This window comes from Streptomyces sp. Mut1, assembly GCF_030719295.1.
GTDB classification, from domain to species: domain Bacteria; phylum Actinomycetota; class Actinomycetes; order Streptomycetales; family Streptomycetaceae; genus Streptomyces; species Streptomyces castrisilvae.
Genome location: NZ_CP120997.1, coordinates 5,928,593 through 5,947,708 on the forward strand (window position 1 = coordinate 5,928,593; position 19,116 = coordinate 5,947,708).

The 19,116-nt window shown below is 71.5% G+C and carries 19 protein-coding genes; 8 read left to right on the top strand and 11 right to left on the bottom strand.

From position 1 onward, the window contains the following. Positions 1 to 54 precede the first annotated feature (54 nt). Complete coding sequence (locus tag P8A18_RS25870) at positions 55 to 969, bottom strand: hypothetical protein (protein WP_306058121.1); 915 nt, start codon at positions 967 to 969, stop codon at positions 55 to 57. Between the two features lie 78 nt (positions 970 to 1,047). Here P8A18_RS25870 and P8A18_RS25875 point away from each other — a divergent pair, with 78 nt between their 5' ends. The 4 genes from P8A18_RS25875 to recX all read left to right on the top strand — a co-directional run bounded on the left by P8A18_RS25875 (position 1,048) and on the right by recX (position 4,595). Beyond that, positions 1,048 to 1,242: a DUF3046 domain-containing protein gene (locus tag P8A18_RS25875; RefSeq protein WP_306058123.1), complete on the top strand. Its 195-nt coding sequence runs from the start codon at positions 1,048 to 1,050 to the stop codon at positions 1,240 to 1,242. A 172-nt stretch (positions 1,243 to 1,414) separates the two neighbouring features. Further along, positions 1,415 to 2,584, top strand: a complete 1,170-nt coding sequence (locus P8A18_RS25880) for an AI-2E family transporter (protein WP_306061151.1) — start codon at positions 1,415 to 1,417, stop codon at positions 2,582 to 2,584. Positions 2,585 to 2,821: 237 nt separating this feature from the next. Beyond that, on the top strand, positions 2,822 to 3,949 hold the full coding sequence (gene recA / locus P8A18_RS25885; protein ID WP_306058125.1) for a recombinase RecA: 1,128 nt from the start codon (positions 2,822 to 2,824) through the stop codon (positions 3,947 to 3,949). 4 nt (positions 3,950 to 3,953) lie between these two features. Continuing rightward, complete coding sequence (gene recX / locus P8A18_RS25890) at positions 3,954 to 4,595, top strand: recombination regulator RecX (protein ID WP_306058127.1); 642 nt, start codon at positions 3,954 to 3,956, stop codon at positions 4,593 to 4,595. Positions 4,596 to 4,746: 151 nt separating this feature from the next. On the opposite strand, the gene P8A18_RS25895 is transcribed toward recX, so the two are convergent. Then, complete coding sequence (locus P8A18_RS25895) at positions 4,747 to 5,430, bottom strand: DUF6197 family protein (protein WP_306058128.1); 684 nt, start codon at positions 5,428 to 5,430, stop codon at positions 4,747 to 4,749. Positions 5,431 to 5,872: 442 nt separating this feature from the next. Between P8A18_RS25895 and P8A18_RS25900 the strand changes: the two genes are divergently transcribed. After that, positions 5,873 to 6,565 carry an ArsR/SmtB family transcription factor gene (locus tag P8A18_RS25900; protein WP_306058130.1) on the top strand — a complete coding sequence of 231 codons (693 nt, stop codon included), beginning with the start codon at positions 5,873 to 5,875 and terminating at the stop codon, positions 6,563 to 6,565. Then, on the top strand, positions 6,562 to 9,117 hold the full coding sequence (locus P8A18_RS25905) for an FtsX-like permease family protein (RefSeq protein WP_306058131.1): 2,556 nt from the start codon (positions 6,562 to 6,564) through the stop codon (positions 9,115 to 9,117). The genes P8A18_RS25900 and P8A18_RS25905 overlap by 4 nt, the downstream gene beginning before the upstream one ends. Positions 9,118 to 9,176: 59 nt before the next feature. Here the strand turns inward: P8A18_RS25905 and P8A18_RS25910 are convergent, their stop codons facing one another. The 8 genes from P8A18_RS25910 to P8A18_RS25940 form a co-directional block, all read right to left on the bottom strand. Next, on the bottom strand, positions 9,177 to 9,587 hold the full coding sequence (locus tag P8A18_RS25910; protein WP_306058133.1) for a rhodanese-like domain-containing protein: 411 nt from the start codon (positions 9,585 to 9,587) through the stop codon (positions 9,177 to 9,179). Beyond that, on the bottom strand, positions 9,584 to 10,111 hold the full coding sequence (locus P8A18_RS25915) for a cupin domain-containing protein (RefSeq protein WP_371933792.1): 528 nt from the start codon (positions 10,109 to 10,111) through the stop codon (positions 9,584 to 9,586). Before P8A18_RS25915 ends, P8A18_RS25910 begins: the two co-directional genes overlap by 4 nt. A gap of 104 nt (positions 10,112 to 10,215) precedes the next feature. After that, positions 10,216 to 10,302, bottom strand: coding sequence for a putative leader peptide (locus P8A18_RS34345; RefSeq protein WP_311307652.1), 87 nt, complete (start codon positions 10,300 to 10,302; stop codon positions 10,216 to 10,218). Between the two features lie 32 nt (positions 10,303 to 10,334). Continuing rightward, complete coding sequence (locus P8A18_RS25920; protein WP_306058136.1) at positions 10,335 to 11,948, bottom strand: FAD-dependent monooxygenase; 1,614 nt, start codon at positions 11,946 to 11,948, stop codon at positions 10,335 to 10,337. A 197-nt stretch (positions 11,949 to 12,145) separates the two neighbouring features. After that, positions 12,146 to 13,057 carry an amino acid ABC transporter permease gene (locus tag P8A18_RS25925; RefSeq protein ID WP_306058138.1) on the bottom strand — a complete coding sequence of 304 codons (912 nt, stop codon included), beginning with the start codon at positions 13,055 to 13,057 and terminating at the stop codon, positions 12,146 to 12,148. Further along, a complete protein-coding gene (locus tag P8A18_RS25930) occupies positions 13,054 to 13,719 on the bottom strand; it encodes an amino acid ABC transporter permease (RefSeq protein ID WP_306058140.1) in 666 nt (221 codons plus the stop codon). The genes P8A18_RS25925 and P8A18_RS25930 overlap by 4 nt, the downstream gene beginning before the upstream one ends. A 75-nt stretch (positions 13,720 to 13,794) precedes the next feature. Then, a complete protein-coding gene (locus P8A18_RS25935) occupies positions 13,795 to 14,634 on the bottom strand; it encodes a glutamate ABC transporter substrate-binding protein (RefSeq protein ID WP_306058142.1) in 840 nt (279 codons plus the stop codon). Between the two features lie 69 nt (positions 14,635 to 14,703). Next, on the bottom strand, positions 14,704 to 15,492 hold the full coding sequence (locus tag P8A18_RS25940) for an amino acid ABC transporter ATP-binding protein (protein WP_026249590.1): 789 nt from the start codon (positions 15,490 to 15,492) through the stop codon (positions 14,704 to 14,706). Positions 15,493 to 15,812: 320 nt separating this feature from the next. On the opposite strand from P8A18_RS25940, the gene P8A18_RS25945 reads away from it, so the two are divergent. Both P8A18_RS25945 and P8A18_RS25950 read left to right on the top strand, forming a co-directional pair. After that, positions 15,813 to 16,505 (top strand): response regulator transcription factor, encoded by a 693-nt coding sequence (locus tag P8A18_RS25945; RefSeq protein ID WP_306058145.1) that lies wholly within the window; start codon positions 15,813 to 15,815, stop codon positions 16,503 to 16,505. Between the two features lie 15 nt (positions 16,506 to 16,520). After that, positions 16,521 to 17,915 carry a sensor histidine kinase gene (locus P8A18_RS25950; protein ID WP_306058147.1) on the top strand — a complete coding sequence of 465 codons (1,395 nt, stop codon included), beginning with the start codon at positions 16,521 to 16,523 and terminating at the stop codon, positions 17,913 to 17,915. A gap of 139 nt (positions 17,916 to 18,054) precedes the next feature. On the opposite strand, the gene P8A18_RS25955 is transcribed toward P8A18_RS25950, so the two are convergent. Next, positions 18,055 to 19,053, bottom strand: coding sequence for a TAXI family TRAP transporter solute-binding subunit (locus P8A18_RS25955; protein WP_306058149.1), 999 nt, complete (start codon positions 19,051 to 19,053; stop codon positions 18,055 to 18,057). Positions 19,054 to 19,116: the final 63 nt, after the last annotated feature.

Genomic DNA, 19,116 nt, shown 5'->3' on the forward strand with positions numbered 1-19,116 from the left:
GTGTAAGGGGCACGGCACACGGGCCGTGTCCCTTACACCCGCGCTACCTCGCTCTCAGTCCAGGCCGCGCCCATGCGCCCGCAGGGTCTGCAACGCCCTGAGCGTCACCAGGGGCCGCCCCTCCAGCGCCGTCCCCGGCGCCCACTGCCGCCAGGTCACCGGCCAGCCGCCATCCTCCTCCTGCGCGGCCGCCAGGTGGTCGAGCGAGCGGTCCATCTCGGCGTTGGTGAACCAACGGCGGGCGAGCGATTCGGGTGTACGGGCGTAGTCGTACGGGAAGTGCTGCTCGCCCGGCGCGTATCCGGCGGCCACCGGATACTCGGCGCGCCGCTCCGGGGCGAGCACGGCGAGCCGCTGGTCGCGCACCAGCCGTCCCAGCCGTTCGGCGGCGGCCTCGGCCCGGGTCCGGTCGGGCACCCCGTCGAGGAAGGCGAGCGCGGCCTCGATCTCGTACGGATGCGAGACGTCCAGCGCGTCGACGGCCGCCCAGCAGAAGTCGGTGGCCCGGAAGAGCCAGGCGTGCCACACCGCGTTGCGGTGCAGCAGCCCGACGACGGGGCCGGTGGCCAGCAGCTCGGCCGGCGGGTCGTCGACGATCGGGATGAAAGGGGCCGCCGGGTAGCCGCGCTGCGAGGGGAGCAGGGCGGGCAGGGCCCCCTCCTTGGTCGAGACCTCCGTCAGATAGCGGCAGATCCGCTCCACCCGGGGACCGTCGCAGCGGCCGATGGAGTCGAGGACGCTCAGCGCGTGGGCGGTGTGCAGCGGCTGACTGACGGGGCCGCGCAGATCGGGTTCGAGCGCGTGGCCGTAACCGCCGTCCTCATTGGCGTAGGCGGCGAGTGCCGTTTCCACGGCGTCCGCTCCTCCCGCTAAGAATTGATGGGCGAACCGCCGCTGTTCGAGGACACGGGCCGTGAGCCAGATGAACTGCTCGGCACGGTCGAGGGGACTTGTTCCAGTTCCAGCCATGGACCCGACCGTAGGGTGTCGGGCGCCCCCGCAGGGCCGGGCCGCCTGCCGCACCCTCTGGAGCGGGATACTGAGGGCATGCGGTTGACGATTTTCTGGGAACGGATGGCGGACCACTTCGGCGCGGGCTACGCGGAATCCTTCGCACGCGACCACGTGATGGCCGAGCTCGGCGGACGCACGGTGCAGCAGGCGCTGGCGGCGGGCTGGGAGACCAAGGACGTCTGGCGCGGTGTCTGCGCGGCGGTGGACATTCCCGCGGACAAGCGCTGACGCCGTGGGATCGCCGCGTGCGAAACGGGGTGCGTGACCGGTTGCCGCGCGGGTAGGCGAGACTGGCAGCGTGGCACCGACAGACGAGACCGCTCAGATCCAGCCTCCCCGCACGCCGCCCGCCGCGCCGTCCGGGCCACCGGTCGCACCGTCCGGCACCGGTCCGGCCCGCATGCCCGCCTGGCTGCCGCGCGCCATGGTGCTCGCGCTGGCGCTCTACGCCTGCTTCCGGCTCGGCAGCTGGGCGTTCGACCAGCTCATCGGCCTGCTGATCAATGTGCTGATCGCCTTCTTCCTGGCGCTCGCCATCGAGCCCGCCGTGAGCCGGATGTCGGCCGGCGGCATGCGCCGGGGGCTCGCGACCTTCCTGGTCTTCCTCGTCGTGCTGATCGCCGGGGCCGGTTTCGTGGTCATGCTCGGCTCGATGCTCGCGGGCCAGATCGTCGACATGGTGGACGACTTCCCGAAGTATCTCGACTCGGTGATCAACTGGGTCAACCAGAGCTTCAACACGGAGCTGTCCCGGGTCGAGGTCCAGGACAGCCTGCTGCATTCCGACTGGTTGCAGAAGTACGTACAGAACAGCGCGACCGGTGTCCTCGACGTGTCCACCACGGTCCTCGGCGGCCTCTTCAGGCTGCTGACGATCTTCCTGTTCTCGTTCTACTTCGCGGCCGACGGCCCCAGGCTGCGCCGCGCCCTGTGCTCCGTACTGCCCCCAGCCCGCCAGGCCGAGGTGCTGCGGGCCTGGGAGATCGCGGTCGCCAAGACCGGCGGTTATCTCTACTCGCGCGGCCTGATGGCGCTCATCTCCGGGATCGCGCACTACATCCTGCTGGCCGCCCTCGAAGTGCCGTACGCACCCGCGCTCGCGATCTGGGTCGGGCTCGTCTCCCAGTTCATCCCCACGATCGGCACCTATCTCGCGGGCGCCCTGCCGATGCTGATCGCGTTCACCGTCGAACCCTGGTACGCGATCTGGGTCCTCGGCTTCGTCGTGGTGTACCAGCAGTTCGAGAACTACGTGCTGCAGCCCAAGCTGACCGCCAGGACGGTCGACATCCACCCCGCGGTGGCGTTCGGCTCGGTCATCGCGGGTACGGCGCTGATGGGCGCCGTCGGCGCGCTGATCGCCATCCCGGCCGTGGCCACGCTCCAGGCCTTCCTCGGCGCCTACGTGAAGCGGTACGACGTCACGGACGACCCGCGCGTCCAGGGCGGCCGTCCCGGCGTGCGGGGAGAACCCCTCTGGACGCGCCTGCGACGGCCGGCGACCACCCCCGCGGCCCCCGGAGGCCGGGAGCCGGAGGCCGGGGTGTCGGAGGGCACACGGGAGCCGTAGGGGCGTTTCCTGGCCGTTCCTGGCCGTTTCGGGCGGGTGTCCGAGGGGCGGGGCCCGGTGGCGTGGTGCGCTTGACACTAAAATCGAACATCCATTCTCATGGGATTCCGGCCGGGTTTTCCCGGGCCCGACCGTGGAGTTGTCCACAGGCCGGGAGGACGTCGAGGCCCATTGTCAGTGGCAGGGGTTAGCGTCTTTGACGTGAAGCGATCGACTCAAGCAAATCGGGTGGAACCCATGGCAGGAACCGACCGCGAGAAGGCGCTGGACGCCGCACTCGCACAGATTGAACGGCAATTCGGCAAGGGCGCGGTGATGCGCCTCGGCAAGCGGCCGAACGAGCCCATCGAGGTGATTCCCACCGGGTCCACCGCGCTCGACGTCGCGCTCGGCGTCGGCGGTCTGCCGCGCGGCCGTGTGGTGGAGGTGTACGGACCGGAGTCCTCCGGTAAGACGACGCTGACGCTGCACGCGGTGGCGAACGCACAGAAGCTCGGCGGCTCGGTGGCCTTCATCGACGCGGAGCACGCTCTCGACCCCGAGTACGCGAAGAAGCTCGGCGTCGACATCGACAGCCTCATCCTGTCCCAGCCGGACAACGGCGAGCAGGCCCTGGAGATCGTCGACATGCTGGTCCGCTCGGGCGCTCTCGACCTGATCGTCATCGACTCCGTGGCGGCCCTCGTGCCGCGCGCGGAGATCGAGGGTGAGATGGGCGACTCGCACGTGGGCCTCCAGGCCCGTCTGATGAGCCAGGCGCTCCGGAAGATCACCAGCGCGCTCAACCAGTCCAAGACCACCGCGATCTTCATCAACCAGCTCCGCGAGAAGATCGGTGTGATGTTCGGCTCGCCGGAGACCACCACCGGTGGCCGCGCGCTCAAGTTCTACGCCTCGGTGCGCCTCGACATCCGCCGGATCGAGACGCTCAAGGACGGCACCGACGCCGTCGGCAACCGCACCCGCGTCAAGGTCGTCAAGAACAAGGTCGCGCCGCCCTTCAAGCAGGCCGAGTTCGACATCCTCTACGGCCAGGGCATCAGCCGCGAGGGCGGCCTGATCGACATGGGCGTGGAGCACGGCTTCGTCCGCAAGGCCGGCGCCTGGTACACGTACGAGGGGGACCAGCTCGGCCAGGGCAAGGAGAACGCCCGCAACTTCCTCAAGGACAACCCCGACCTCGCCAACGAGATCGAGAAGAAGATCCTGGTGAAGCTGGGCGTCGGGGTCCAGCCCGAGGACGCCTCCGCCGAGTCCGGTGCGGACGCGGCAGGCGCGGCGGCCCCGGCCGACGCGGCTGCGAAGCCGGCGACCGCTCCGGCCGGCAAGACCAAGCCGGCCAAGGCGGCCGCGGCCAAGAGCTAGACCGGTGACGCGTCGTACGGAGTGGCCGGACAGCGCCGCCGACCCCGGCGCGGGCTCCGGGTTCGGTGAGGGGGCGGGACGCCGTTCCCGCTCCCGGCCCAGTGACAGCGGTTCCCCCTCCTCGTCGAGGGCCGAGAAGGGGGAACCGCGCGACCCGGTCGAGCAGGCACGCAACATCTGCCTGCGGCTGCTCACCGGCACACCGCGCACCCGTAAACAGCTCGCGGACGCCCTGCGCAAGCGGGAGATCCCGGACGAGGCGGCCGAGGAAGTCCTCTCCCGCTTCGAGGACGTCGGGCTGATCGACGACGCCGCGTTCGCCGGTGCCTGGGTGGAGTCCCGGCATCACGGCCGCGGTCTCGCCCGCCGCGCGCTCGTCCGCGAGCTGCGGACCAAGGGTGTGGACGCCACGGTGATCGACGAAGCCGTCGGGCAGCTCGACTCCGAGCAGGAGGAGGCGACCGCACGGGAGCTGGTCGCCCGCAAGCTCCGGTCCACCCGGGGGCTGGACCGCGACAGACGACTGCGCCGCCTCGCGGCGATGCTCGCCCGCAAGGGGTACGGCGAGGGGATGGCCCTGCGCGTGGTGCGCCGGGCTCTGGAGGAAGAGGGGGAAGACACGGAGGGGCTGGACGAGCCGTTCTGACCGAAGCGCCGCAGAGACGGTTGGCCAAGAGGGAGCGACCGGCTGTCACGGGGCAGCCGGCGGGGGCCGACTGCCACGGACCGGCTGTCACGGGGGCAGCCGGCGGGGGCCGACTGTCAGTGCCAGGGGGGAAGCCGTCACGAGGCAGCTGTCACTGGCCGGCCTGGGCGGCGCGGCTGATGGTGGCGTCGATCAGGGCGAGGGCGTCTGCGGCGGTGCGGCCCGGGTAGCGGTTCCACGGCCCGATCAGCCCGGTCCAGCCCTGGGAGCGCAACTCGGCGATCAGCCAGGCTCCGGCCCGGTCGACCGTCTCCGCCGAGCCGTGGCCCAGGCGGTGCGCGGTGAGCATGGCGCCGCAGATGCAGCGTGCACCCCGGGCGTTGCGGAGCCGGTAGGGGGTGTTCTGCCATCCCCATTCGGTGAGGATCTGCCGGGCGTGGGCGAGGTGGACGGACGGTCGCACTTCGGGCTGTCCGATGCGCCGCCACGTGTGGAGCCGGTCGGGCAGCATCGCACCGATCCGCCCGGGGAGCGGACGTTCGCGGGGTGCGGCGGGGGGCAGGGCGCGGACCGTGTCGGAGATCAACCGGTCCACCGGCACGGACAGCAGGGCGCGCCAGTCGGCAGGGGAGCCCGGCCGCTCCTGTGGACCGGCGGGGGTGACGGGGCACGGGACGCCGGGTGCGGGAGTGTCGTCGGGTGCGGGTGCGGGTGCGGGTGCGGGTGCGGGTGCGGTGAGGTCCCAGCCCGTGATGATCTGCTGCCAGGCCGCCGAGTCGTGGAGACGCGCGGCCTGGGCGTCGAGTCCGTCGGGAGTGAGTGCGGTGGTGGGCATCGGTGCGTGCTCCCCGTCGTAGCGGTCCGGCGTCCCGGCGGTGCTCGCCGTTGAGGCGAATCTCCGTCCGGTGACCGGATCGCTCCACCGGAGCGATGCCATACGGGTGTGTCGCGGAGCATTCCGGCGCATTCCGGTCGGGGAAGCGTCCGTCGCGGGGTCCCGTACAGAGCCGGTACGGGCGGCACAGCCGCACAGCCCGTAGGGGCCGTGCGTCCGTCGCGGGGTCCCGTGCTGCCCGTACACCCCGCACGGGCAGCACGTCCGAACAGCCCGTGTGGCCCGTGCGGCCCCCCCCCCGTGCGGCCCGCACTCCCCCCGTACGTCCGCACTCCCCCCCGTATGTCCCCCCCCGCACGCGCCGTGCGGGGGAAAGCCCCCGTACGGAGACGGCGGAGTGCTCCAGTGCACAGATACCTGTGCACAGAGCAGTGTGTGACGCATGCCAGAGAAGCCCGGCGGTACCGAGATCACGGAGCTGGCCGCCCTCAAGGCGCTCGCCCAGCCACGACGTCAGCAGATCCTTCAGCACCTCACCCTGCACGGCCCCGCGACGTCCGCGATCCTCGCCCGTGCGCTCGGCCTGAACACCGGCGCGACCAGCTACCACCTGCGCGAACTGGCCCGCTACGGCTTCGTGGCCGACACCGAACCGCAGGAACCCGCCGGGCGCCGGGCCAGGTGGTGGCGGGCTGTCCCGGGCGACCGCCGCTTCCCGCCGCCGTCACGCAGGACGCCCGAGCTGCGGCTCGTCATGGACGAGCTGAACCGCCACGCGTACGCCGCCGACCTCGCCCTCTTCGAGCGGCTCCAGCGCGAGAGCGCGAAGGCGGCGGAGCGGGCGGCGGACGGGCAGGCGGCCGACGCGGAGGCGACCGGGGCGGGTGCGGACGAGTGGGCCGATGCCTTCGCGTACTCGCGCGGCGCCCTGCGCCTCACCCCGCCCGAACTCCGCTCGTTCTTCGAGGAGTACATCGCCCTCATGAACCGCTACAAGCGCACCGAAGCCGACACCCCGCCGGACGCGCGCACGGTCCACACCCGCCTGCTCGCCTTCCCGGACCCGGGCCCCGGCACCCCCGGCGCCGACGCCCTCACCGCCCGCACCGACCGACCGGAGACGGACGCCTCATGATGCTGCGCTATGCCCTGCGGACGATCAGGCACCGCAAGGCCGGATTCCTCGGAGCCTTCCTCGCCCTCATGTGCGCCGCCGCCCTGGTGACCGCCTGCGGCACCCTCCTGGAGACCGGCCTGCGCGGGCGGATCGCCACCGAGCGGTACGCGGCCACCCCGCTCCTCGTCTCCGCCGACCAGAACGTCCACCGCACGACCGTCAAGCACAAGGGCAACGGCAGGACGAAGGTCAAGCACAAGGCGAAGCCGGTCGCCGAGCGGGCCTGGCTCCCGGCCGCCACCGCCGACCGGATTCGCACGCTGCCGGGTGTGCGTACCGTCGTCCCCGAACTGACCTTCCTGGCCCAGCCGCTCGGCCTGCCCGGTGAAGGGGGAGACGGCGGGGCCCCCTCCTACGGGCACGCCTGGACGTCCGCTCCGCTCACGCCCTTCGCTCTGACCGCGGGCAAGGCCCCCGCCTCCGCCGACGACGTGGTGATCGACCGGGCCCTCGCCGAGCGGGCGGGCCTCACGACCGGGGACCCGATCACCGTGCAGTCGACCCGGGCCCCTCACACGTACCGCGTCAGCGGCATCGCCGCGCCCCAGGGGCGGGGCGGACTGCGGCAGCAGACCGCGCTGTTCTTCTCCAACGCCGAGGCCACACGCCTCGCCGACCGCGCGGGCCAGGTCACCGTGCTCGGTGTGCTGCCCACGCCCGGCACGGACATCGGCCGGTTGAAGCAGCAGGTCACCGCCGCCCTCAAGGGCACCACCGCACAGGTGACGACCGGTGACGGGCGCGGGCCGGTCGAATTCCTCGACGCCGCGGGCGCCCGGGTCAAGCTGGTCTCGATGGGCGGGGCCATGGGCGGCACCTCACTGCTGGTCGCGGTGCTCGTCGTCGTCGGGACGTTCGCGCTCTCCGTCCAGCAGCGCCACCGAGAGCTGGCCCTGCTCCGTACCATCGCCGCCACCTCGCGGCAGGTCCGCCGGCTGCTGGGCCGGGAGGCCCTGGTCGTCGGGGCCATCGCCGGTGTCCTCGGCGCCCTCGCCGGACTGCCGCTCGCCGGATGGCTGCACAACCGGTTCACCGCCATGGGAGTGGTCCCGCAGACCCTGGAACCGACGGCCGGCATCCTGCCCGCCTGCGCCGCCGTCGCCGTCACGCTCCTGGGTGCCTGGGCCGCCGCCCGGATCTCGGGCCGGCGCATCGCGGGTCTGCGCCCGGCCGAGGCCATGGCCGAGTCCGCGGTCGAGCGCGGCCGCCCGGCCAGGGGGCGCGTGCTCGCCGGGCTGTTCCTGCTCGCGGGCGGCGGTGTGCTGGTCGGTGTGCTGAGCGTGCTGCGCACCGAGGCCGCCTCCACCCCGGTCACCTTCCTGGCCGTGGTGGTGTCGGCCACGGCCGGCGCGCTGCTCGGCCCGCTCCTCGTCCGAGCCGCCGCCTTCCTGGCGGCCGGCGTGCTTCGGCGGACAGGCCCCATGAGCGCCCTGGCCACCGCCAACATCCGCGGGAACTCGACCCGGATGGCCTCCGTCGTCACCCCACTCACCCTGCTCATCGGTATGACCTGCACGGTTCTCTTCCTCCAGCCGACCATCAGCGAAGCCGCCCGCACCCAGGCCAGGGAGGGCGTACGCGCTACCTGGGTGCTCGGCGCGCAAGGGCCAGGAGTTCCGGCAGCCGCCACCGAGGCCGTCCGCGCGACGCCCGGTGTCACCGCCGCCACGGAGGTGGTCCGCACCACCGTGCGGGTCGGGCTGGAGAAGTACACCGCGCAGGGCGTCACCGGGGCGGGCCTCACCCGCACCTGGGACCCGGGCGTGACGAGCGGTTCTCTCGCCGCGTTCGCCGCGAACGAGCGGTCCGCCGCGATCAGCGAACTCGCCGCCGACCGCCTCGGGCTGCGCCCCGGCGGTGAACTCGTGCTGCACCTCGGCGACGGCACCCCCGCCACCCTCACGGTCGCCGCCGTCTACCGCAGCGGGCTCGGCTTCGGCGACCTGACCCTGCCGCACGACCTGGTCGCCCGGCACATGGACAACCCCCTGGCCGCGACGGTCCTGGTGGCCGGAGCGGCGTCCGGCCACTCCCTGTCCGCCGCGGTGAGCGAATACCCCGGCGTCACGGTGGTCGCCCCGGCCGTCGCCGACCGGCTCCAGGCGGACCGCGAGCAGCAGAACGCCGAGGTCAACCTTCTGGCCATGGGCCTGGTCCTCGCCTTCACCGCCATCGCCGTCGTCAACACGCTCGCCATGTCGGTGTCCGAGCGGTTCAGGGAGTTCGCGCTGCTGCGGCTGGCCGGCGCCACGCGCCGTCAGGTGCTGCGGATGCTCCGTACCGAGACCCTGTCGGTCCTGATCCTTGCCACCGCGCTCGGCACCGGCATCGCGCTCGCCGTCCTGACCGCCTTCAGCATCGGGATGACCGGCAGCGCGGCGCCCGGCCTGCTCCCGCTGGTGTACGGGTCCGTGGTGGGCGCCGCCGCCCTGCTCGCCCTGGCCGCCACCGCGCTGCCCGGCCGGCTGGCCCTGCGGGCCCGCCCGGTGGAGGTCGCCACCAGCCAGTGACGGGAAGGTGGGGTGGCGGCCCGCCGCCCCACCGGGCGGCGATCCGCCGCCCCCACCCGTCACACCTCGACCGGCAGCCCCGCCGCCCGCCAGGCCTGGAAGCCGCCCACCAGGTCCGTCGCCCGGTACAGCCCCAGCCGGTGCAGGGACTCGACGGCGAGGCTCGACGCGTACCCCTCGTTGCAGATCACCACCACCCGGAGACCGTGGCTCACGGCCTCCGGGGCGCGATGGCTTCCCCGCGGGTCCAGCCGCCATTCCAGCTCGTTGCGTTCGACGACCAGTGCCCCCGGGATCAGCCCGTCCCGTTCACGCAGTTGCGCGTAGCGGATGTCCACGAGCAGAGCGCCTTCGGAGGCCGCGGTCCACGCCTCCCGCGGACCGACCCGTACATAGCCGGCCCTGACCCGTTCCAGCAGCTCGTCGATCCCGACCGGCTCGCTGCCGCCCTCGTGCGGTCCGTGGCTCACTGCCAGTCCTCCGGGCGCTCGGTCTGCTCCAGGCGGAGTACGGCGCCGGAGCGGCTGTAGCGCCGGATCCGGGGCAGCGGCGGGTAGTACGCGTGGACGGAGACGGCATGCTCCGTGGCGGACTCGTTCAGGACCTCGTGGACGTGGTGCCGGCCGAAGGCCCTGCCCTGGCCCGACGACAGCTCCCGGGTGCGGTCGATGTCCCCGGCCAGCTCCAGGGTCTTCCAGCCGTCGGTGGGCAGCCGGGCGGCGAGGGAGTGCTCCCTGAGCGTGCCGGCTGCGGTGAGGAAGGCGCCGATCGAGTCGGCGTGGTCGTGCCAGCCGGTGCCGGTGCCGGGCGGCCAGCCGATGAGCCACGCCTCGCTGCCGCCGGGGCCGTCGAGCCTGACCCACGTTCGGCCCTCGGGGTCGAGGGGAAGGGAGGCGACGAGGGCGGTGTCCTCGGCGGTGCGGCGGACGAAGTCGAGCAGTTCCGCCACGGTCGGAGCCGGAGCTGGAGCCGGAGCGGACGCGGGTACGGGCACGGAGAGGGGAGAGGGAGAAGCAGACACGGGGAGCCGTCCTGGGGTTCGCGCGGTTACCCCGCCGCACGGCACAGCACACGCGGCGAAGGCAGGAGAAGCGGGATTCAGCAGGACGGGCGACACACGCAGCCCGCATAGCGGAGCAGGTCCATATGGACCCTCCGCCACAGGCGCACATCGGTGTCGGTCATGCCCGGGAGTAGACCATGTGCGCCTGTGGGCGTCAATTGATGTCTGCGGTGCGGTCGGAGCGGACCGACGTCCGTGCCGCCCCTCCGCGTGCCGCGTCCGCCGCCGCGAAGAGCTCCGCGGGCCGTACGCCGCCGAACGACTCGACGAGATGGCCGTCCGGCCTGACCAGCAGAACCGTGTGCGCGGACGCCCCCGGATAGCTCTCGGTCACCAGCAGTTCGGCCTTGACCGGCAGGGCCGCCACGGCCTCGACCAGCCGGGGCATCACTCCAGCGCGCATCCAGTGCCGCCGGTCCCATACTCCGGTTCCCGGCGCCACGAGCACCACCAGCAGATGCCCCTGCCCGAGCCGCTCCCGCAGCCGCACCGCGGTGCCGTCGGGCGCGGTGACCCGTACATCGGCCACCGGCGCACCGGGGGGCGTACCCACGGACGCGTGCGCCTCGGCGCGCGGGGGCGCAAGGGGGGACAGGGAGTAGGAGGGGGGCGCACCGAGGGGGCCACAGCCCAGATGTCCGTCCGCGAGCAGCGCGTCGTGCCCCCGTGCGCTCCCCGGGACCAGGGTCCGCAGCCCTCCGCTGCCCCGCAGTATCGGCAGCGACTGGTCGGCGGCGCGCAGCCGCGAGGCGACGGCGGCCCGGCGCTCGGCCTGGTAGCTGTCGAGGAGCACGTCGGACGCGCCGTGGTGCCAGGCCAGGGCCAGTTTCCAGGCCAGGTTCTCCGCGTCCCGCAGCCCCTCGTCCAGCCCCTGCGTGCCCAGGGCACCCAGCAGATGGGCGGCGTCCCCGGCCAGGAAGGCCCGCTTCACCCGCCACCGCCGGGCCAGCCGGTGGTGGAGCGTGTAGACCCCGGTGTCCAGCAGCTCGTACGGGGGAGTCTCGCCGCACCAGCCCGCCAGGGTGTCCCGTACGCGCGTGACGAGGGCGTCCGGCGTGACCAGTTCGCCGCGCGCGGGCAGCAGCCAGTCCAGCCGCCAGACATCGTCCGGCAGCGGCCGCGCGGTGACCTCGGCGCCCCCGGTGCGCCACGGCGGCGACCGGTGCAGTACGGCCTCGCCGGGCCAGGGCAGCTCGGTGCGCAGCGCGGCCACGGCGTGCCGTTCCACAGCCGTACGTCCGGGAAACCGGATGTCGAGGAGTTTGCGCACGGTGGACCGGGCCCCGTCGCAGCCCACCAGGTAACTCCCGCGCCACCAGGTCGAAGCCGGCTCCCTGGTGTGCACGGTGACCCCGGACCGGTCCTGCTCCAGCGTGTCGATCCGGCCGAGCCTGGCCGTCCGCACCAGCTCCTGCGCGGCCACCGCGTCCCGCAGCCCCCGCACCAGCGCGTGCTGCGGCACATGGACGGGCGCGGCCGGCCCGTCGCCGCCGGGCACGGCCTCACCGAGCGGCAGCTCGCGTACCAGCTGCTTGCGCCGCACGGACCGCCAGCCGGACCAGCGCAGCCCCTCGTCGTGCAGCGTCTTGCAGCCGAGCCGCTCCAGGAAGGCCGCGGTGTCCTCGCGCAGCACGACCGTGCGGGCGGGGCGGGTCTCGTCCTTGCCCGGGTCCTCGTCCACGAGCACGCACGGCACCCCCTGCGCGGCGAGGGCGAGCGAGAGCGCCAGGCCGACCGGCCCGGCACCCACGATGATCACCGGGTCCACGGCGCGTCCCCCATCAGGGTGGAACGGGACGGAAGGGGCGCGGGCGTCGAAGGGGATGCGGCGGCGTAGGGGGCTCGGTGCGCGATCACAGAACGTATGCAACCTACTGCCGGTGCTTGCGTCAAGCGACGCCGGAACGCGGCGAGGGGCGGTGGCAGGTGCGCCACCGCCCCTCGCGGGCGTCCTGAGACGGGCTGTCAGACGGCGCGCCCGTCATCCGTGTTGAGCGCCGGCGCGTCGATCGTCTCCAGATCGCCCCCCGGGCCGGTGCCGAGTACCGCGCCCGTGCTCTTCTTCCCGCGCCGGAGCCGCCGCTCCAGCCAGCTCGCGAACGAGGTGAGGGTGTAGTTCAGGGCGAGGTAGATCACCGCGACGATGGTGAAACACGCGATGGTGTTGGAGCCGTAGTTCGCGGACATCGGCCGCACGGCCGCCAGCAGCTCGGGGAAGCTGAGCACCGCGCCACCGAGGGCGGTGTCCTTCACGATCACCACGAGCTGGCTGACGATCGCGGGCAGCATGGCGGTGACGGCCTGCGGCAGCAGCACGAAGACCATCGTCTGGCCCTTGCGCATGCCGATCGCCTTGGCCGCGTCCGTCTGTCCGCGCGGAAGCGTCTGGATGCCGGCCCGCACGATCTCGGCGAGCACCGAGGCGTTGTAGAGCACCAGGCCGGTCACCACGGCGTACAGCAGACGGGTGTCCGGTTCGAGCTCGGTGTACTCGGAGTACGCCTGGTTGGCGATGACCATCAGGAGCAGCACGGGAATGGCGCGGAAGAACTCCACGACCACCCCGCCCGGAACCCGGACCCATCGGTGGTCCGAGAGCCGCCCGATCCCGAACAGCGCGCCCAGCGGCAGCGCGATGATCAGAGCGAAGAACGCCGCCTTGATCGTGTTCTGGAAGCCCGGCCAGATGAAGGTCTCCCAGGGCTGGGGGCTGGTGAAGAACGGCTTCCACTTGATCCAGTCGAGCTGGTGCTTCTCGGCGAGGCCGTCGTAGACCCACCACAGCACCGCCGCGGCGGCCAGCACGAAGAGGACCGTGTAGAGGATGTTGCGCCGCTTGGCGCGGGGCCCCTGGGCGTCGTAGAGGACGGAACTCATCGCTTCACCGCCACCTTCTTGGCCACCCAGCCGAGGATGAGACCGGTCGGAAGGGTCAGGATGACGAAACCGAGGGCGAAGATGCCCGAGATCAGCAGCAACTGCGCCTCGTTCTCGATCATGCCCTTCATCAGGTACGAGGCTTCCGCCACTCCGATCGCGGAGGCGACGGTGGTGTTCTTCGTCAGCGCGATGAGCACGTTGGACAGTGGGTTGACCACCGACCGGAACGCCTGCGGGAGGATGATCAGCCGCAGGACCTGAGTGAAGCTGAGGCCGAGTGCCCGTGCCGCCTCGGCCTGGCCGACCGGCACCGTGTTGATGCCGGAGCGCAGCGCCTCGCACACGAACGCGGCGGTGTAGACGATGAAGGAGAGCACCGCGAGCCGGAAGTTGATGCCCTTGATATCGGTGCCGCCGAGAGCGATGTTGAGCGTCGAGTACAGGCCCAGCGAGGCGAACATAATGATCACGGTCAGCGGAATGTTCCGGATCACGTTCACATAGCCGGTCGCGAAACCGCGCATCAGGGGGACCGGGCTGACCTTCATGCCGGCCAGCAGCGTTCCCCATATGAGGGAGCCGAGGGCGGAGTAGACGGTGAGCTTCACCGTCACCCAGAAGGCCCCCAGCAGGTCGTAACCATCAAGAAAGTCGAACACGATCTCCCGTGCTTCCGCGTGTAGGAGGGCGTGGCGCGCCGCCGGTCAGCGGCGGCGCGCCCGGTCAGCCCTGCTTCACTTGACGACGTTGCCGATCTTCGGGGCGGGGTCGTTCTTGTAGTTCGCGGGGCCGAAGTTGGCCTCCACGGCCTTGTCCCACGAGCCGTCCTCGACCATCTTGGTCAGCGCGTCGTTGACCTTCTTCTTGAAGTCGGCGTCGCCCTTCTTCAGGCCGATGCCGTAGTTCTCGTTGGTCATCTTGAAGCCGGCCAGCTTGAACTTGCCCTTGTTGGCGTCCTGCGCGGCGTAACCGGCCAGGATGCTGTCGTCCGTGGTCAGGGCGTCGACGACCTTGTTCTCCAGGCCGGTCAGACACTCGGAGTAGCCGCCGTACTCCTGGAGCTGCGCCTTCGGGGCCAGCTTGTCGTGGATGTTCTGCGCCGAGGTCGAGCCGGTGACCGAGCAGAGCTTCTTGTTGTTCAGGTCCTCGGGCTTCGTGATCGAGTTGTCGTCCGCGCGGACCAGGATGTCCTGGTGGGCCAGGAGGTACGGACCGGCGAAGTCGACCTTCTGCAGGCGCTCGTCGTTGATCGAGTAGGAGGCGACGATGAACTTCACGTCACCGCGCGAGATGGCCGTCTCGCGGTCGGCGCTCTTGGTCTCCTTGAACTCGATGTGCTTGGCGTCGTAGCCGAGTTCCTTGGCGACGTACGTGGCGACATCGACGTCGAAGCCGGTGTACTTGCCGTCCGGGGTCTTCAGGCCCAGACCCGGCTGGTCAATCTTGATGCCGATCGTGATCTTCTTGCCGCCCGACCCGGACGCGTCGTCCTTGTCGTCGGAACCACAGGCGGTGGCGGTGAGGGCGAGGGCGAGCACGGCGGCCGAGGCGGCAGTGACCTTACGAAGCTGCATGGTGAAATTCCCTAGAGTTGACGCGATGTGAGTGATCAGCAGATACGGAAGCCGGTGCTGAAGGCTCCATCAGTGGTGAAGGATCTTCGACAGGAAGTCCTTGGCCCGGTCACTGCGCGGGTTGCTGAAGAACTGGTCGGGCGTGGCCTCTTCGACGATCTTTCCGTCCGCCATGAAGACGACCCGGTTCGCCGCTGAGCGGGCGAAGCCCATCTCGTGGGTGACGACGACCATCGTCATGCCCTCGCGGGCGAGCTGCTGCATGACCTCCAGCACCTCGTTGATCATCTCCGGGTCGAGCGCCGAGGTCGGCTCGTCGAAGAGCATGACCTTCGGGTCCATCGCCAGCGCCCTGGCGATCGCCACGCGCTGCTGCTGGCCACCGGAGAGCTGCGAGGGGTACTTGTCGGCCTGGGTCCCGACGCCCACCCGGTCGAGCAGCGAACGCGCCTTGTCCTCGGCCGCCTTCTTGTCCGCCTTGCGGACCTTCAGCTGGCCGAGCGTCACGTTTTCGAGGACCGTCTTGTGGGCGAAGAGATTGAACGACTGGAAGACCATGCCGACATCGGCGCGCAGCCGCGCCAGCTCCTTGCCCTCCTCGGGCAGGGGCTTCCCGTCGATCGAGATCGCGCCCGAGTCGATCGTCTCCAAGCGGTTGATCGTGCGGCACAGCGTGGACTTACCGGACCCGGACGGCCCGATGACGACCACGACCTCGCCGCGGGCGATCGTCAGGTCGATGTCCTGGAGCACATGCAGCGCGCCGAAGTGCTTGTTGACGTTGCTCAGCACAACCAGATCGCCACCGGGCGCGGGTGCAGCGTCCTCGGCGCCCTTGGTCACTGAAACTCCGCTCATCGGCTTCTTGCTCCGTCCTCCTCGGTTGGGAAGGACCTTAGTGACGCAGTGCTACCAACGTCATTACATCTGAGCGGAAATTGAGCATAACGATCCGGCGGCAACCGGACACTCCGTGTGAAGGGGACGTCACGCCTCTCGCACCGGCCGTACCGGGTGCATAACGGAAACCCGGATACAACGGACAAGTACTTGACTGTCCACCCGTGATCGGCGTGGATTCCCTGGTACACCCCTACGTGAAACGCCCCGGAACGGGGAAGTGACCGGGGCGTACACGACCGGACGAACACACGCGAACCACACGCCAGAGGGGGGCCATGAGACTGCTGCTCGTCGAGGACGACAACCACGTCGCCGCCGCCCTGTCCGCGATCCTCGCCCGGCACGGCTTCCAGGTGGTCCACGCCCGCAGCGGCGACGAGGCCCTGCAAGCGCTCCTGCCCGCCGACACGGAGCCCTTCGGTGTCGTCCTCCTCGACCTCGGGCTGCCCGACCAGGACGGCTACGAGGTGTGCGGCAAGATCCGCAAGCGCAGCTCCGTACCGGTGATCATGGTGACCGCCCGCGCCGACGTACGCTCCCGGATCCACGGACTCAACCTCGGCGCCGACGACTACGTGACCAAGCCGTACGACACCGGCGAGCTGCTGGCCCGTATTCACGCCGTCAGCCGGCGCAAGGCGAGCAACGAGGACACCGCGCCCACGCCCGCCGCCGGACTGCGCCTGGGACACGTGCACATCGAGCTGCCGACCCGCCGGGTGAGCGTCGACGGCAGCGAGGTCCAGCTCACCCGCAAGGAGTTCGATCTGCTCGCCCTGCTCGCCCAGCGGCCCGGTGTGGTCTTCCGCCGGGAGCAGATCATCAGCGAGGTGTGGCGGACCAGCTGGGAGGGAACAGGGCGCACGCTTGAGGTCCACGTCGCGTCCCTGCGTTCCAAACTGCGGCTGCCCGCACTGATCGAGACCGTGCGCGGGGTCGGCTACCGCCTCGTCTCACCGTCCGCGTAGAGGCGTACGTCCCCGGTGCGTACCCGGCTGCTCCCGCTGCTCATCGTCCTGATGGCGAGTGTCCTGCTCGCGCTCGGCTTCCCGCTGGCCGTCAGCGTGGCCGCGGCCGAGCAGCAGCGCGTCGTGATCGACCGCATCGACGACACGGCACGCTTCGCCGCGCTCGCCCAGTTCATCACCGAGCGCACCCTCGGCTACGACGAACGCCGCCGCACGCTCCAGACCGAGCTGGAGACGTACAACTCGGTGTACGGCATCCGGGCCGGCGTCTTCTACCGCGACGACTCCGCCATGGCGAAGGCCCCGGACACCTGGCGGCTCCCCGTCGAGGGCGAGGGCCGCGCCGCGTTCAGCGAGGCACTGCTCGGCCGCCGCAGCCACGACCCGCCGCAGGTCTGGCCCTGGCAGGACGGCCGCGTCGTCGTCGCCTCGCCCGTCGTACGGGACGGCGACGTGATCGCGGTCGTCGTCATCGACTCGCCCACCGGCCAGATGCGCGCCGACACGATGCGCGGCTGGCTGCTGATCGCGGCGGGCGAGGTGGTCGCGATGCTGGTGGCCGTCGGCGCCGCGATCCGCCTCACCGGCTGGGTCCTGCTGCCGGTCAAGACGCTGGACGCGGCCGCCCACGACATCGCCAGCGGCCGGATGCGGTCCCGGGTCGCGGCATCCGGCGGGCCCCCGGAACTCAGGCGGCTGGCCCGGTCGTTCAACGAGATGGCCGACAACGTCGAGGACGTGCTGGAGCAGCAGCGCGCCTTCGTCGCCGACGCCTCCCACCAGTTGCGCAACCCGCTGGCCGCGCTGCTGCTGCGCATCGAGCTCCTCGCCCTCGAACTCCCCGAGGGCAACGAGGAGATCGCCTCCGTGCGCACCGAGGGCCGGCGCCTAGGCCAGGTCCTCGACGACCTGCTCGACCTGGCGCTCGCCGAGCACGCCGATACCGACCTCCGGCTCACGGACATCGGCGCGCTCACGGCCGAACGGGTCGCTTCCTGGCGGCCGGTGGCCGAGGAGAAGGGGGTACGGCTCCGGGCCGACGGGCTGCCCGCAGTCACCGCGTGGGCCGACCCCATCGCCCTGTCCAGCGCCCTCGACGCCATCATCGACAACGCCCTCAAGTTCACGCCCGCCGACGAGGAGGTCCGCGTCACCGTCGCCTCCGGCAGCCAGGACGTCACGGTGGTCGTCGCGGACAGCGGACCCGGCCTCACCGAGCAGGAGCTCGAACGGGTCGGCGACCGCTTCTGGCGCAGCTCCCAGCACCAGAACATCCAGGGATCGGGCCTCGGGCTCTCCATCGCCGGAGCGCTCCTGACGGCGGGCGGCGGCTCGCTCGCGTACGCGCGCAAGGAGCCGAACGGGCTGAGCGTGACGGTCTCGGTGCCGCGCCACGATCCGAAGGGCTGACGCCGGGGCCGCACGGCCGGAGCCGGGGCCGGGCTTGCGCGGGCGAGCCGCCGGTGCGAGGGAGCACCGGGCGGCACGAGGAGCCGGAGCCGGGCCCGCGCGGCCGGGGCCGGAGCCGGGCCCGCGCAGCGAACCGCCGCTACGGCTTGACCGAGCGGTAGTAGCGCTTGGCACCTTCGTGCAGCGGGAGCGGGTCGGTGTAGATGGCCGTCCGCAGGTCCACCAGCTGCGCCGCGTGCACCTCGCGCCCGATGCGGTCGCGGCTGTCGATCACGGTCCGGGTGAACGCCTCCGTCATCGCCGCGTCGGTGCGGTCCGTGGTGACCAGCACATTGGCGATCGCGACCGTGGGGACGGCCTGGCCCTGCTGCGCGTTGCGATAGGCGTCGGCGGGCATCACGGCCGAGCGGTAGTAGCCGGTGGAGCCGCCCGCCGCCTGAAGCTGCTTGATCAGCTTGTCCTCCAGCGGGATCAGCCGGACCGAGAACCGTTCCGACAGATCGGCCACCGCCGTCGTGGGCAGCCCGCCGGACCAGAAGAACGCGTCGAGCTTCCCCTCCTCCAGCAGCTTCGGCATCGTGTCGATGCCCGCCGGCACAGCCGTCACATCCTCGACCGGGTCGAGACCCGCGGCCGTCATCAGCCGGTCGGCGACCAGCTTCACCCCCGACCCCGGCTGCCCCACCGCGACCGTCCTGCCCCGCAGATCCGCCACACTGCGGATGTCCGAACCGCGCTCCACGACCAGCTGTATGTAGTCGTCGTACAGCCGGACACAGCCGCGCAGCCGCTCGTAGCCGGGCCCCCGGGCACGCAGATAGGCGGCGACGGCGTCGGTGGTGGCGATGGTGAAGTCGGCCTTGCCCGTCGCGACCCGGGCGATGTTCTGCTGCGAGCCCTCGCTCGTCTGGAGCTGTATCGACACCTCGGGCAGATCCTTGGCGAGGGCCCCCTTCAGCCGCTCCCCGTAGCGCTGGTAGACGCCGCTGCGCACCCCGGTGCTGAACGACAGCGTGCCGGTCGGCGCCGGATCGCGGAGGGGGAGCAGCCACCAGAGCAGCAGCCCGAGCACGACGACGAGGACGGCGCCCGCCCGCAGGGAGCGGCGCCGGCCGATTCGGGACAGGGCCGGGAGCATGGCGGCGATCCTGCCAGGTGGTTCCGGGCCCTGGCCAGGGCCGCCGCCGGATCACCCCGCCGG